The organism is Leeuwenhoekiella sp. LLG6367-2.1, from assembly GCF_045055775.1.
In the GTDB taxonomy this organism is placed as follows: Bacteria; Bacteroidota; Bacteroidia; order Flavobacteriales; family Flavobacteriaceae; genus Leeuwenhoekiella; species Leeuwenhoekiella aequorea.
The window spans coordinates 1,010,834-1,025,152 of sequence record NZ_CP159331.1 but is presented as its reverse complement, the minus strand read 5'-3'; the positions used below and the strand labels follow the sequence as shown (position 1 = coordinate 1,025,152).

Below are 14,319 nucleotides of genomic sequence, written 5' to 3'. Positions count from 1 at the left end.
CACAGTTATATGGCTTATAAAAACCATCTACACGAATTATATAGAACTGATTTATAAAGATTTTAATCAGATACTTGATTAAACAAAAAATAGAGCTAAAAGAAATTGAACACAATGATCACAGGTAAAAATTATATTGGGAGTAAAATTTCTGCGGAAGGCAACGTAAAATATACTACTACAAACCCAAAATTAAATACGGAAAACGAGTGGATATTTACTGAAGCTAGCGAAGCTGAAGTTGATGCTGCTGCTACATTAGCTGCTGAAGCTTTTGAAGTGTATAAAAATAAAACCGATGCCGAACGTGCTCTTTTTTTACGTCAAATTGCCATAGAGATTGAAGACTTGGGTCAACAACTTATCAATGCATACACTACAGAATCTGGTCTTCCGGAAGGTAGAGCAATGGGAGAGCGTGGTCGCACAATAGGTCAATTAAATGCGTTTGCATCGCTTTTAGAGCAAGGTGACTGGGTACAGGCAACATTAGATTTAGCAGATCCTAATCGTACACCTGCACCTAAACCCGATTTACGTAAAATGCAGATTGCGATGGGTCCCGTAGCTGTTTTTGGTGCGAGTAATTTTCCGTTTGCATTTTCAACAGCAGGAGGGGATACGGCAAGTGCACTTGCAGCGGGTTGCCCGGTAATTGTAAAAAGCCATCCTATGCACGCTGCTACTGGTGAGTTAGTTGCTTTGGCGATTATTAAAGCAGCTCAAAAAACCGGAATGCCGGAAGGTGTGTTTTCTAATTTAAATAGTAAAGGAATAACTGTAGGCGAGCAACTTGTAAAACACGCGGCAATTAAAGGTGTTGGTTTTACAGGAAGCATAAAAGCGGGTAAAGCATTGTGCAAGATTGCTGCAAACCGAGAAGAACCTATTCCGGTTTATGCAGAAATGGGAAGTATTAATCCAGTAGTTCTCTTACCAGAAGCACTAAAAGCAAGTGGAGAATCCTGGGCTCAAAAATATGCAGCGAGTATAAATATGGGAGCAGGTCAGTTTTGTACAAATCCCGGACTTATTCTGGGTATTGCAAGTACTGAGTTAGATAACTTTGGGAAGCATTTAGCTTCGGGTATAGATGAGCAGGCAGCAAGCTGTATGCTACATCCTAATATTCATTCGGCTTACGAGACTAGTAAACAAAAAATGCTTGATGCCCCAGAAACCGAAGTTCTCGCAGTAAAACTGGCTACATACGGTGCAAACGATGGGAAGCCTACACTTGTAAAAGTAAGTGGAGAGGCTTTTTTAGAAAATAAAGATTTACATACTGAGGTTTTTGGACCTTTTTCGATGCTGGTTGCTTGTGATTCACAAACCCAGTTAGTGGAAGTCTTAAATCAATTAGAAGGGCAGTTAACAGGTTCCTTGATAGGTGATAGTTCTGAGGTTACCAAATACAGTAAAGTTATTGATGCATTACGCTCCCGAGTAGGAAGAATACTTTTTAATGGCGTTCCCACGGGCGTTGAGGTATGTTCCGCAATGCATCATGGTGGTCCTTTTCCTGCTTCCTCAGATTCTAAATTCACCTCTGTAGGGAATGACGCTATCTATCGATGGGTGCGTCCTGTTTCTTACCAGGATTGGCCACAAGAGATTTTACCAGCCGCCTTGCAAGATGATAACCCATTAGGGATTTTACGCAAAGTAAATGGAGTTTATACTAAAGCATAAATTTTTATAGGTGAGACTGAGCCTGCCAAAACCTTTGAAAAGCTCTGTAATTAGAGAAATTACTTTTTAAAACCCATAAGCCTATGAAACAATACCTTCTACTTGCTATACTTGTTTTAAATTTTGCAACTGCAAGGGCGCAGCAAGCTATTTCTTTAGATAGTATAGTTAGTGAATATCAGCAGCATCGTGATTACGATAGAAAGGAATTTCCATTAGGAAGGTACGATGAGCAATTACCAAAAGAACGTGCTGATTTTGCAACAGGCTTACTTAGTAAGCTCGATAAAATTACGGTTTCAGACTTAAGTAAAGGGGAGACGATTTCCTATAAATTACTGCGTTTTGTATTACAGGATCAGATTGATGAATACAGCTATAAAATGTATCTCAATCCGTTGCAAGCCGATCAGGGTTTTCATTTAGATCTTAATTATCAAGTACGTCCTATACGTAGTTATGAGCAGGCAAAAGAATATCTGGATCGGTTAAAAGCCATCCCATATTTTACCGATAGTCAGTTTAAACTAATGCGAAAAGGTCTGGAGCAAGGCATCGTTCAGCCCCGAATAATTTTTAAAGGATACGAGGCTTCGTACGACACGCATATTGTAGATAATCCGTTAGAAAGTTATTTTTATTCGCCTTTTCTGGATTTACCAGATAGCTTTTCGCAAAAGCGAAAGGACTCCTTATTGATTGCTGCTGAGCAAATAATTAGTAATGATGTAATACCAAGTTTTAAAAATATTAAAACCTTTTTTGAAACGGAATATCTTCCCAATAGCCGTGAGACGATTGGAGTTTCAGCACAACCCGGTGGAGCAGACTTCTATCAAAATCGAATAAATTTTTACACCACGTCAAAAGCATATACAGCAAAATCTATTCACGAGCTGGGGCTTCAAGAAGTGGCGCGTATAAAAACGCAAATGAAGGAGATAATTAAGGAAGTTGGTTTTACAGGATCGTTTGCAGAATTTCTTCAGTTTTTACGTACCGATAAGCAATTTTATGTAACTACCGGAGATGCGCTTTTAATGCACGCCCGGGATATTGCGAAACGTATTGATAATGAGTTGCCGGCATATTTTAAAAAACTTCCGCGTCAACCGTACGGAGTGATCAAAGTGCCCGATGCTATTGCTCCAAAATATACAACCGGCCGTTATAGCGGAAGCTCTATTAACGGGACTCAGGCAGGGCATTATCTGGTAAACACCTATAAACTTGATAGTAGAACTCTTTATACATTGCCAGCATTAACTGCACATGAGGCTGTGCCGGGTCATCATTTGCAAGGAGCACTTAATCAGGAATTAGGTGATAGCATTCCGCAGTTTAGAAAAAACTTATACCTCTCTGCATACGGAGAAGGTTGGGGTTTATATGCTGAATTTTTAGCAGATGAGATGGGGATTTACAGAACGACGTATGAGAAATTTGGTCAGCTTACTTATGAGATGTGGCGGGCTTGCCGACTCGTAGTTGATACCGGTATACATGCAATGGGCTGGTCACGACAAGAAGTGGTAGATTATATGTCACAAAACACAGCACTTTCTATTCATGAGATTAATACTGAAACAGATCGTTACATTGGCTGGCCGGGGCAAGCGTTAAGTTATAAAATAGGCGAACTAAAAATACGCGAATTGCGAGAACGCGCTAAAAAAGAATTAGGAGAAAAGTTCAACATTCGGGATTTTCACGAGGTTATTTTAGGTGCTGGTACGGTAACACTGCCTATTCTTGAAGAGCAGGTTGATGCGTACATCGATAAGACCATAAAAAGTTAAACAGACTTATTAGAAATACTTGCAACGAGTAGATATGTCTGCTCATTGAGCAGATTAATACACTTTTCTAACAACCATTTAAATTGACTGTCAATGGCCGTACATACGTTTGAATGTATAGATGCACATACCTGTGGTAATCCCGTGCGGGTGGTAAAATCAGGAGGTCCTGCTTTAATAGGCGAGACCATGAGCGAAAAAAGACAACACTTTTTAAAAGAGTATGATTGGATTCGTAAGGGATTGATGTTTGAGCCTCGCGGTCATGACATGATGAGCGGTAGTATTTTGTTTCCGCCTCATAATCCTAAAAATGACTTTGCCATTTTATTTATTGAAACCAGCGGATGTTTACCTATGTGTGGTCACGGTACAATAGGCACCATAACAATTGCCATTGAGAAAGGATTGATTACACCTAAAATCCCGGGAAAAATACGAATGGAAGCTCCTGCAGGACTCGTAGAAATTGAATATCAACAGACTGCAGATAAGGTAGATTGGGTAAAGCTAACCAATGTAAAAAGTTATTTGGCAGCTCGAGATTTGACAATTATTTGTCCTGTGTTAGGCGAACTTAAATTTGATGTTGCGTATGGTGGAAATTACTATGCGATTGTTGATCCGCAGAAAAATTTTAGCGGAATTCAGGATTTTTCAGCTTCAAAAATTATTCAATTAAGTCAGGAGTTGCGCCAGCGAATAAATCTTAAATATCCCGATCATTTTATACATCCTGAAAATACAACTATACGAGATGTGAGTCATATATTATGGACAGGAACTCCTATAGATCCTGCCTCATCGGGTAGAAATGCAGTTTTTTATGGAGATAAAGCAATAGACCGATCACCTTGTGGTACAGGAACTTCAGCACGTATTGCACAACTTCATGCGCGCGGTCTCTTGCAGCCGCAAACCGATTATGTTCACGAAAGTATCATAGGTTCAAAATTTATAGGTAGGGTAGAGGCAGTAACTACTTTAGGAACTTTTCCTGCAATAATTCCTAGTATAAAAGGATGGGCGCGTATTTACGGGCATAACACATTGACTATAGATACCGAAGATCCCTATGCGCTCGGGTTTCAGGTAATTTAAAATCAAAAAATCGATTAGGTAAGGAACCATTTGAAAATAAAACATCAATTAATATGAGTAAAAAATGTGTGGTTGTTGGTGGAGGAATTATTGGACTTTCTTGTGCGTATTATTTACAGAGAGCAGGTCACGAGGTTACGGTTATTGATCAAGGTAACATGGAAGGTGGAGCATCTTACGTGAATGCTGGATATTTGACACCTAGTCATATTATTCCACTTGCAGCACCGGGTGTGATGAAGCAAGGTATAAAATGGATGTTTAGCAGTAAAAGTCCGTTGTATATTAAGCCGCGTTTAGATCCTGAATTTGTAAAATGGTCTTTAGCGTTTAATAAGTCGTGTTCTGCAGTTAATGTAAACAAGGCGATACCTGCGATTCGGGATATTAATTTGCTGTCGAGAGATTTGTATTCAGACATAAAACAGGTAGAAAATTTTTCATTTCAATTAGAGAAAAAAGGCTTGTTGATGCTGTGTCAAACAGATTATATGCTAGAAAAGGAAGCTCATATTTTAGAATTAGCAACTCGGGAAGGTTTACCGGCAAGATTGCTTTCTGCGGAAGAAGTACAGCAAAAAATGCCAAATGCAACGCTTAATATAAAAGGTGCCGTGTTTTACGAGTGTGATCAACATACTACACCCGGCGAATTTATGACAGAGTTAAAAAGTTTACTTGAAAAGAAAGGAGTTACTTTTTTAAAGAATGAGCAGGTAATTGATTTTGAACTGAGTGAAAATAAAATAAATATCGTCAAAACGCTTAATGGGAAAAGTGTAAAAGCAGATGAGGTGGTGCTCGCAACCGGCGCCTGGGCGGGTTTTTTAAACAAGAAACTAAATCTGAATATTTTGATGCAGGCCGGTAAAGGATATCGCATTAATTCAACATTAGAAAATGGGATCACATTACCATCAATTTTATGTGAGGCTAAAGTTGCAGTTACTCCTATGAACGGCTTTACACGTTTTGCAGGTACTATGGAAATCGCCGGTATTAATCATAGGATTAATAAAACCCGCGTTGAAGCCCTTGCAGAAGCAGTGCCTAAATACTTTAAAAATGTATTGATAACTAAGCAAGAAAAAGCAGAAGCGCAATGTGGTTTGAGACCTGTAACGCCAGACGGATTGCCTTATATAGGTAAAACTTCAAAATGGAAAAACCTTACACTTGCAACTGGTCATGCGATGATGGGATGGAGTCTGGGACCAGCTACCGGGCTTTTAGTTTCTGAAATTATTGATGCTAAAAAACCTGCGTTAGATATGAGTATATACAATCCCGACAGGCAATTTTAAAACTTGAATTTCCCTTCTCTAGGAGAAGGGAAATTGAATAAGTAGCAATTAATTAGAGTAATTTACTTTGTTTTTTATAGAAGGCATCTTGCTGTTTCTGCATAAGATCTCGTGCCATTTTCTTTTTGTAGTTGTAGAGTTCGTCTTCTTGAGCCAGATCGCCATAAACCTTATCATTTACCACATTATCTGCATCAATTAAATTCTTACGCTGATTTGCTTTTTGGGTTACCCATGATGTTAGTTCGCCCTCTGCATCGGCCAGTCTCAAATCATATTCGCCTCTTGGAGAAATAAGCTTAGCAAAAATAGGAGTTGTTTCAATAGCTAGAAAGAGCAGGAAAATGAAAAATGAAGGGATCCATGGTAATTCATTCAAAGCTTCGATGCGTGCCATAAGGCCATCAAAATTGTCTATTATAGGCTGTGTTTCTGCAACACGTGTTTCATAGGTTGCAACAAGATCGTTTTTTTCGATTTCTATGGCCGCAATCTTGTCTGCATTAGATTCTTTCAACAATTTTAAATCTGCTAAAGCAGCATCGTGTTTATCTCTTTTTTCCTTGTAAACAGGTCCTTTCCCTAATCGGTTTGTACCTGCGGTACCTTCAGCTTCTGTGATATAAGTTGTGTAAAGATCATTTACTTCTTGTTCCTTCGCTACAATTTGATTTTTAAGTTCTTCTATTTGATTATCTAAGAGCGTAACTGCTGGAGTAAACTGTTCTCCAATTTGAATTTGATTTGCCAGGGTTAGATCATTTTTTTGTTCAAGTAGAACGCGATCAATTTCTTTCTCAAATATTTTTAATTCAAGAGGTTTTGAAATTACAATTGCAATAATTAATGCTAGAATTAATCGGGGCAATGCCTGTAAAAATTCGTCTAAAATGCTCTCGCGTTTCTTAATTGTCGAAACAATAAAACGATCTAAATTAAATATTAAAAGGCCCCAGATAAAACCAAAACCTACTGCAATGGGTATTGAATCAAATACGGTATATAGCGCATAGCCCGATGCTACAAATGCCATTAAAGCAGTAAAGAAAACCGTAGCTCCTATACCGGCATATTTATTTTGCTCTCCGGGAGCACAAGTATCTAGCAAGGCGTGATCAGCACCAGAACAAAGGATGAAGAATTTTTTAAGCATAATGTGATGATTGATGAATTATCCTAAACGTAAAACATTAATATATAGTATGCAACAAAGATTACATGTGCTGGGATTGTAGTTTATAACTTGTAAAATATATGAGTTACGCTTTGATTTGTGTATATGAGCGATAAAAAACGTAGTTTATCGTTTTAGTTGAGTACTTTTGAAGGTCTATGAATATCCAAATCCCTACTATTATGCTTAAAAATTACCTATTATTTATACTTTTTTTACCTAGTTTACTAGCTGCTCAAATAGGTATTGGTACAACTTCACCAGATCCTGCAAGTATACTAGATGTTACTTCTACAACACAAGGTGTTCTGTTTCCTAGAATGACCACTGCTCAAATGAACGCTATTAGTAGCCCCACAAAAGGACTTACTATTTTTAATTCTGTAACAAACAGCTATTATTATAATGATGGCAGCGTCTGGGTAGAGCTTGAAGGTGCCGTCAAAAGAGATAATTACAAACTAGTGAAAACAATCGCAGATCTTTCTGATGAACTTACATTAGGTGGAGGATCTCAATATTTATTAAAAACCAATTTCCTATATGAGATTAACGGAAATGTAACTGTAAATTTTCCTATTAATCTAAATGGAGCCTATGTTGAAGGGGTAGACACGGGGAGTGATATATTAGTAAATAATACCTCTGGCTCCTTATTTACCGGATCTGGAGGCGGCAGTATAAGAAACCTTACCATTAATGGAAATAAGAAACAAATATTTAATATAACAGGAGGTACGCTCGTGGCAAACAATGTTATTTTTAGCAGTGCTTCTTCCTTGGGTAGACTAACCGGATTAGACCTGGTGTTTTTTAGTATTTCACAGTATGTAAATAATACGACCGGTTTTGCTGTGTCTAATATTGGTTCTTTTTTTATGAACAATACGTTCTGGACAGCTACCAATCAAGGAACGTTTATGACCTTGACCGGGACATTTAATAATTTGCAAATGGCAAATGGTCGTGTGGTAGCAGACTCTGGGGAAACTGGTTTAAATGTAAATGCAAATCCTATCGTTACTAATTCAGCTTTACTGAGTGGCTTGAGTTTTGTAGGTGATGGAAGATTGGTAAATGGTTATACTGCAGCTAATACTTTCTCGGGGTATAATTTTTCAAAGCAATGGGATGTGAATTGTGAGGGTATTCCTGTTGAAACAGACGGTAATGCCTCTGCAAATTTTTATTCTACGAGTGGTTTAACTACTGGGTTTACACAGTCTATTTCTAATGATACTGGTGTAGAAATACAAGGGAACGGTGCTTTCGCTGCTCAAAATCTTTTTAGGTTTACAGCTAGTGGTGGTAATAATCGTCTTACATATACCGGAAGAAAAGGTCGTAATTTTCAATTGACAGCATCGCTGTCTGTACGTGTTTCAGATGCTGCAACTAATTTTTATGCTTTTTTATTCGCTAAAAACGGAGTGTTAATAACAGAATCCAATGCAGTAGTTTTAATAACCAGTGATACCCAGATACAAAATGTTGCCCTGTCAAGTGTAGTTAACTTAGAGGCTAATGACTATATCGAGGTCTTCGCACGTAGACTTACAGGAAGTGGAGATGATGATTTAATTATTTTCTCAGAAAATGTTTCAATTAAGTAGAGTTAAGAAAAAAAATGCTCAAATAAGCTTTAAGCTTATTTGAGCATTTTTTATCTAATTGTCTTTTATGATAAGATCAGGAGTTCCTTTTCCTTTATTTTCATTGAGGAGTATTTGTAGATCTTTTTTCCTATTCATAAGGGAAAGCGCCGCATCATAAGAAATCTTTTTACCGTTGTAGTAAGCAGTTCCGTTATTTTCTTTTAGCGTATTAATCATAGCTGTAGGTCCGGGTGCTTGAGGAAGTTCACCAACTTTAGGAGGAGCAGGTGGCGCTAGCGTTTCCTTTTTAAAAGTATATCCATTGATTTTAAAATCTTGTATCTTTTTAAATACTTTATGTGCCTGACTTTCAGAAACACCCTCTGGTAAATGAAATACTACACCACGTGGTTTCTCATTCGTGTCCTGAGTCCAGCCTTTGAAATTACTTTTAATAAAATAATTTGCTTTAGAAATCGTTGTTTTTTGACCTTCTATTTCTATAGCTTCTGTATTTGATAATTTTATATTTAATAGATTGTATTTGTCATTAGTAAATGTAGCAGGATCTGCTGGCGGTGGAGGCGGAGGTGGAAGTTGACCCTGAGGCACAGCTGGAGCTGGCGGTGGTGGAGGCGGGATCAACTCCCGTGTTGGATTGGTTTTATAAAGCTTGGTTTTTTTGAATTCTTTTGAAAGCGCACTTATAACTTTATCAACACCGTTTTTAGCTTGTAAACGGGTAGAATAGTTCACCATGTCAGAATTCGTCCAGTCTTTTGTGATCTCATTTATAGTTTTAACGAAATTTTCAATGGAAGTAGATACCCCATTTACCCATACCGATTCATCTTCAACACGTATTTTTAAAGTCATAAGTTCTTGGTTTTTCCAAGTTTGAATAGATGTAGCTGTTGGTGTATTTTGTTGCTCAGCAACTACAGGTATTTCCTTAAGCTGCACTCCCTCTTTTGGAACTGGCTTCGCCACAATTTCCTGATTAAAGCAATACACACAGAGTGTGAGAACGGGCACAAATAGTGCGAGACGGGTGGTCAGTTTTTTGACCGAGCGGGTTTTTGATAACATAATGATTCGTTTTTTAGTTAATGAATAATTAATCGGGCTTGATAATGCGGTATGATGACTACCACCCGAATAGGTAAATAAAAGATTTGTGTAATTTTTAATATCAGCTTCCTCTTTTAATGCGGCCTTATCAGCGAGAAATTCGTGGTTTAGCCGAATGCTATTTTTGATTAAAATAAATAGTGGATTAAACCAAAAGACTACCTGCAAAATCTCTATAAAAAGAATGTCCCAGCTGTGCTTCTGACTTACATGTGCCTGCTCATGCGCTAGAACTTCTGGAGCGATCGCATTATTTTTAAAGTCGGTTTTGGGTAAAAAAATATAGTTTAAAAATGAGTGCGGAACTACCTTTTCTAAAAGCAGTACATTAATATGCGATTTGGTATTTACGCGTTCATTGTGTGTGACTTTTTCGCGTAATTTGTATAGATTGATTAAGAATCTAAAGCCAAAAATGAGAACGCCTACTGTGTAAATTGTACCTAAAATAATAGGTGTCCAGTTTATATGTTTTTCAGACGGAGTAGCAAACTCTGTCAATTCAAAATTGTCAGATGCTACAGTCTCATTTATCAATTGTGGTTCAACTTCTACAGAGTAGCTTAAGGTAATTAGAGGTAATACAAGCGCTATAACCAAGCAGCCCAACAAATAAAAACGTTTCAACTCATGTGCGGCTTGTTGCTCTAAAGCGATCTTGTAAAACCCCCAGAGAATTAACAAACACAATACCGATTTTATAATATAGGCTATCATTTTCTTTCCTCTTTTAAGCGTTCATCAATCAGTTTTTTGAGATCTTCAAGCTCTTCTTGCGACAAATCTGTTTCCTTGGTAAAAAACGATGCAAACTGTGCAGCAGAGTCATTAAAGAAATTTTTAATCATCCCGTTTACTTGTTTTGAGAAATACACCTTCTTTTTAACTAGCGGAAAATATTCTCGCGACCTGCCATATTGCACATAGTCAACAAAATTTTTATCCTGCATACGTTTTAGCAACGTAGCAATCGTAGTAGTCGCCGGCTTAGGATCTGGATATGCATCGATGAGATCTTTCATAAATGCTTTTTCTTGTTTCCAAAGCAGTTGCATTAATTGTTCTTCGGCATTTGAAAGTGTCATATTCTACGAATTGAGATTGTGTTCTACAAATGTAGAAATAAATTTTAATTCTACAAGTGTAGAGCATTATTTTTTATTTTTTGAAATTTCGGCGATTTTTATTCGGTTAAGAAAGAGCCCTCAAAAAACCGGGCTTTCGGCAGTCGCTTTTTTGCAGAAAGGCAAAATGAGCTTCAACAAAACCTCAATCCCTATCGCATTGATGTTTAACTCTAGGGGTTAGGTTTAGTGATATTGCGTTTTAAGTAATCATAGCTAATCAATAAATCTATCTTTGCGTTCTAAATAAATTAACAATGAGCCTAGAACAAGATTTAAGAGATCGTAGCGGAAATGTATGTGAGTTATGCACTAGCACAACCGATTTAGATATATATGCAGTACCAGATTCTTCAGAAAACACCTCAGCAGACACTCATATTTTTGCTTGCGGAACATGCAGAACTCAATTACAAGATGAAGAACAAATAGAAGCAAATCACTGGCGATGTCTTAATGATAGTATGTGGAGTCAGGTCCCAGTGGTACAAGTGGTTGCTTATCGTATGCTTAATCAATTAAAGGCTCAGGGATGGCCTCAAGATTTACTTGATATGGTGTATATGGAAGATGAGGTTAAAGAATGGGCTCAAGCAGGTATTGCAGATGATTCTTCAAAAGGGTTGATTCACCGCGACAGCAATGGGGTTATTCTTGAAGCAGGAGACTCTGTAGTATTGATTAAAGATCTTAAAGTTAAAGGTAGCAGTATGGTTGCTAAGCAAGGTACAGCAGTGCGCCGTATTTCATTAGATCACGAAAATGATAAATACATAGAAGGCAAAGTAGATGGTCAACAAATTGTATTAATTACAGATTATGTGAAGAAGCTGTAAGCGTAATTTTTAATAAGAGATTACACATAAATGCCTGACTGTTGTTTACATAAATAAAATAACAACTCCTTAAGATGTGATGTGTATTAAGCATAGTATCTTTCTAAAATGGAGCAGAAAAAGGAAAAACTAGCGCGTTTTGGTATGGTTTCTAAAGGCGTTGTTTATGCGCTAATAGGTTCGCTTACTACGATGGCTGCATTTAATTTAGGAGGTTCAAAAAGCGGACAGCAAAATGCACTTCAGTTCATACGCGAGCAACCCTTTGGTAAAGTATTGCTTATTATTCTGGCTATAGGTTTGTTTGGATACACCTTTTACAGATGGTTTGAGGCACTAAAGGGTGCTGAAGAGCCTTGGAGTAATTACAAAGGTTTTGTAAAAAGAAGCGGATATCTTATTAGCGGAATTTTTTATGGAGCATTAGGTGTAACTGCCTTGAAAATGGTTCTTGTAGGTAATTCGGGCTCTGGTGGCGACTCTTTAATTTCAACCATAATGTCTAAGTCATACGGTCCCTATTTATTAGGTTTTGTAGCATTTTGTATCGCCGGAAAAGCAATTTTTCAAACGTATAAAGCCTACTCGGGTGAGTTTAGAGATGACGTTAATGAAAGCAAATTAGGTCCCAAAGGAAAGAAAATACTAATACGGGCGGGTGAGATAGGTTTCACCGCACGCGGAATTGTATCTGGAATAGTGGCATTCCTATTATGTAAAGTTGCCTTAGGTAATTCTGGATCCTCAGGTAGTAAGGTAGCAGCGTTTGATTTTTTACAGGATACACTAGGTGGAGTGGCTATGGGTGTTGTGGCTTTAGGACTTGTCGTTTACGCTGTATTTATGTTTATACAAGCTAAATATGCACAGATTAAAATATAATCTTATATATCTTAAATAGAAAAGAGCCTTAAGGCTCTTTTTTTGTGTCTAATAATAAAATTTTGCGGGAGGGATTGCAGCGGCATACTTTGTGAAGACTTTTTAGTCATTACAAAGATATAGCGTAAAGCCCGACCCCAATTTTAATTGGGGTCACGCCATTACTATTAGATTACTTCTCTTCAGATTTTAATTTTGTAAACTCATGATAAAAATGAGGAATTGTCTCAATACCTTTTAAGAAATTCCAAATTCCAAAATGTTCATTGGGAGAGTGAATTGCGTCACTGTCGAGGCCAAATCCCATTAAAATAGTTTTACTATTTAATTCTTTCTCGAAGAGAGAAACGATAGGTATGCTTCCTCCACTACGTTGTGGTATTGGCGTTTTTCCAAAGGTTTTTTCATAAGCTTTTTCTGCTGCTTTGTAACCTATATGATCTATGGGGGTCACATAAGCTTGTCCGCCGTGATGTGGAGTCACTTTTACACGTACCCCTTTTGGAGCGATACTTTCAAAATGGTTTTTAAACAAATCGGTGATTTTTTTCCAATCTTGATCAGGTACTAATCGCATGCTTATTTTAGCAAATGCTTTGCTGGCAATCACGGTTTTTGCGCCTTCACCTATATAACCGCCCCATATACCATTTACATCTAGAGTAGGGCGTATACTATTGCGCTCATTTGTGGTATAACCTGCCTCTCCATAAACAGATTCGATATCTAAAGCTTTCTGATAATTCTCTAATGAAAAGGGTGCTTCAGCCATTTTATTGCGCTCATCTGCACTTAATTCTTCAACATCGTCGTAAAACCCGGGTATAGTGATATGATTGTCTTCATCATGAAGTGAAGCGATCATCTTTGTAAGCACATTAATAGGATTTGCCACAGCACCACCATACAATCCACTGTGTAAATCGCGGTTGGGACCAGTAACTTCTACTTCTACATAACTCAAACCACGAAGCCCGGTTGTAATACTAGGTGTATCTTTTGCAATCATACCTGTATCAGAGATAAGAATTACATCATTTGCAAGTTTTGTTTGATTGCGGGATATAAACCAGCCAAGATTTTCACTTCCTACTTCTTCTTCACCCTCTATCATAAATTTTACATTGCAGGGCAAGTCGTCGTTTTGAGTCATATACTCAAGAGCCTTAACGTGCATATACATCTGCCCTTTATCATCACAAGCTCCTCTGGCAAAAATTGCACCTTCAGGATGTAAATCTGTTTTTTTGATTACAGGCTCAAATGGAGCACTATCCCATAAATTTAGAGGATCTGGTGGCTGCACATCATAATGGCCGTAAACCAGAATTGTAGGTAGATTTTTATCTATTAATTTCTCCCCATAAACAATAGGGTAACCCGGTGTCTCGCAAACTTCAACAGTATCGCAACCTGCTTCCTTAAGACGCTCTGCAACCGCATCTGCGGTATTAAAAACATCATCTCTATATGATTTATCTGCACTAATAGATGGAATTTTTAATAAATCTATCAGTTCGTTTATAAATCGTTCTTGGTGTTTATCTACGTAGTTTTTAGCGTCTTTCATAGTGTCAAAATCGTGTTTGAGTAAAAATAAGAATATGATTGTAAAATTTATCTCAAAAAATACAATTCATATTAAAAATCTTTTCTATATTTGCACTCGCATTTTCAGATA

11 protein-coding genes are annotated in these 14,319 nt (G+C 37.5%); 7 read left to right on the top strand and 4 right to left on the bottom strand.

Annotation, left to right across the window (positions count from 1 at the left end):
- Window positions 1-114: 114 nt before the first annotated feature.
- The 4 genes from ABVM53_RS04675 to ABVM53_RS04660 all read left to right on the top strand — a co-directional run bounded on the left by ABVM53_RS04675 (window position 115) and on the right by ABVM53_RS04660 (window position 5,896).
- Window positions 115-1,692: an aldehyde dehydrogenase (NADP(+)) gene (locus ABVM53_RS04675; protein ID WP_405329998.1), complete on the top strand. Its 1,578-nt coding sequence runs from the start codon at window positions 115-117 to the stop codon at window positions 1,690-1,692.
- 83 nt (window positions 1,693-1,775) lie between these two features.
- The gene (locus tag ABVM53_RS04670; RefSeq protein WP_405329995.1) at window positions 1,776-3,491 is read left to right on the top strand and encodes a DUF885 domain-containing protein; all 1,716 of its coding nucleotides are present in this window, start codon (window positions 1,776-1,778) and stop codon (window positions 3,489-3,491) included.
- Between the two features lie 93 nt (window positions 3,492-3,584).
- Window positions 3,585-4,592: a 4-hydroxyproline epimerase gene (locus ABVM53_RS04665; RefSeq protein WP_405329992.1), complete on the top strand. Its 1,008-nt coding sequence runs from the start codon at window positions 3,585-3,587 to the stop codon at window positions 4,590-4,592.
- The gene (locus tag ABVM53_RS04660; protein ID WP_405330847.1) at window positions 4,541-5,896 is read left to right on the top strand and encodes an NAD(P)/FAD-dependent oxidoreductase; all 1,356 of its coding nucleotides are present in this window, start codon (window positions 4,541-4,543) and stop codon (window positions 5,894-5,896) included. The genes ABVM53_RS04665 and ABVM53_RS04660 overlap by 52 nt, the downstream gene beginning before the upstream one ends.
- A 52-nt stretch (window positions 5,897-5,948) precedes the next feature.
- On the opposite strand, the gene ABVM53_RS04655 is transcribed toward ABVM53_RS04660, so the two are convergent.
- Complete coding sequence (locus ABVM53_RS04655; RefSeq protein ID WP_405329989.1) at window positions 5,949-7,049, bottom strand: DUF4407 domain-containing protein; 1,101 nt, start codon at window positions 7,047-7,049, stop codon at window positions 5,949-5,951.
- A 179-nt stretch (window positions 7,050-7,228) separates the two neighbouring features.
- On the opposite strand from ABVM53_RS04655, the gene ABVM53_RS04650 reads away from it, so the two are divergent.
- Entirely contained in the window at window positions 7,229-8,683 is a 1,455-nt protein-coding gene (locus tag ABVM53_RS04650) for a cell wall anchor protein (protein WP_405329986.1), read from the top strand.
- 54 nt (window positions 8,684-8,737) lie between these two features.
- Here ABVM53_RS04650 and ABVM53_RS04645 read toward each other — a convergent pair whose 3' ends face one another.
- The gene (locus ABVM53_RS04645) at window positions 8,738-10,480 is read right to left on the bottom strand and encodes a M56 family metallopeptidase (RefSeq protein ID WP_405329983.1); all 1,743 of its coding nucleotides are present in this window, start codon (window positions 10,478-10,480) and stop codon (window positions 8,738-8,740) included.
- Window positions 10,481-10,509: 29 nt separating this feature from the next.
- Complete coding sequence (locus ABVM53_RS04640) at window positions 10,510-10,881, bottom strand: BlaI/MecI/CopY family transcriptional regulator (protein ID WP_405329980.1); 372 nt, start codon at window positions 10,879-10,881, stop codon at window positions 10,510-10,512.
- Between the two features lie 296 nt (window positions 10,882-11,177).
- Here ABVM53_RS04640 and ABVM53_RS04635 point away from each other — a divergent pair, with 296 nt between their 5' ends.
- Both ABVM53_RS04635 and ABVM53_RS04630 read left to right on the top strand, forming a co-directional pair.
- Window positions 11,178-11,756, top strand: coding sequence for a PhnA domain-containing protein (locus ABVM53_RS04635; protein ID WP_405329977.1), 579 nt, complete (start codon window positions 11,178-11,180; stop codon window positions 11,754-11,756).
- A 108-nt stretch (window positions 11,757-11,864) separates the two neighbouring features.
- Entirely contained in the window at window positions 11,865-12,638 is a 774-nt protein-coding gene (locus ABVM53_RS04630; protein WP_405329974.1) for a DUF1206 domain-containing protein, read from the top strand.
- A gap of 172 nt (window positions 12,639-12,810) precedes the next feature.
- On the opposite strand, the gene ABVM53_RS04625 is transcribed toward ABVM53_RS04630, so the two are convergent.
- Window positions 12,811-14,208 (bottom strand): dipeptidase, encoded by a 1,398-nt coding sequence (locus tag ABVM53_RS04625; RefSeq protein WP_405329971.1) that lies wholly within the window; start codon window positions 14,206-14,208, stop codon window positions 12,811-12,813.
- Window positions 14,209-14,319: the final 111 nt, after the last annotated feature.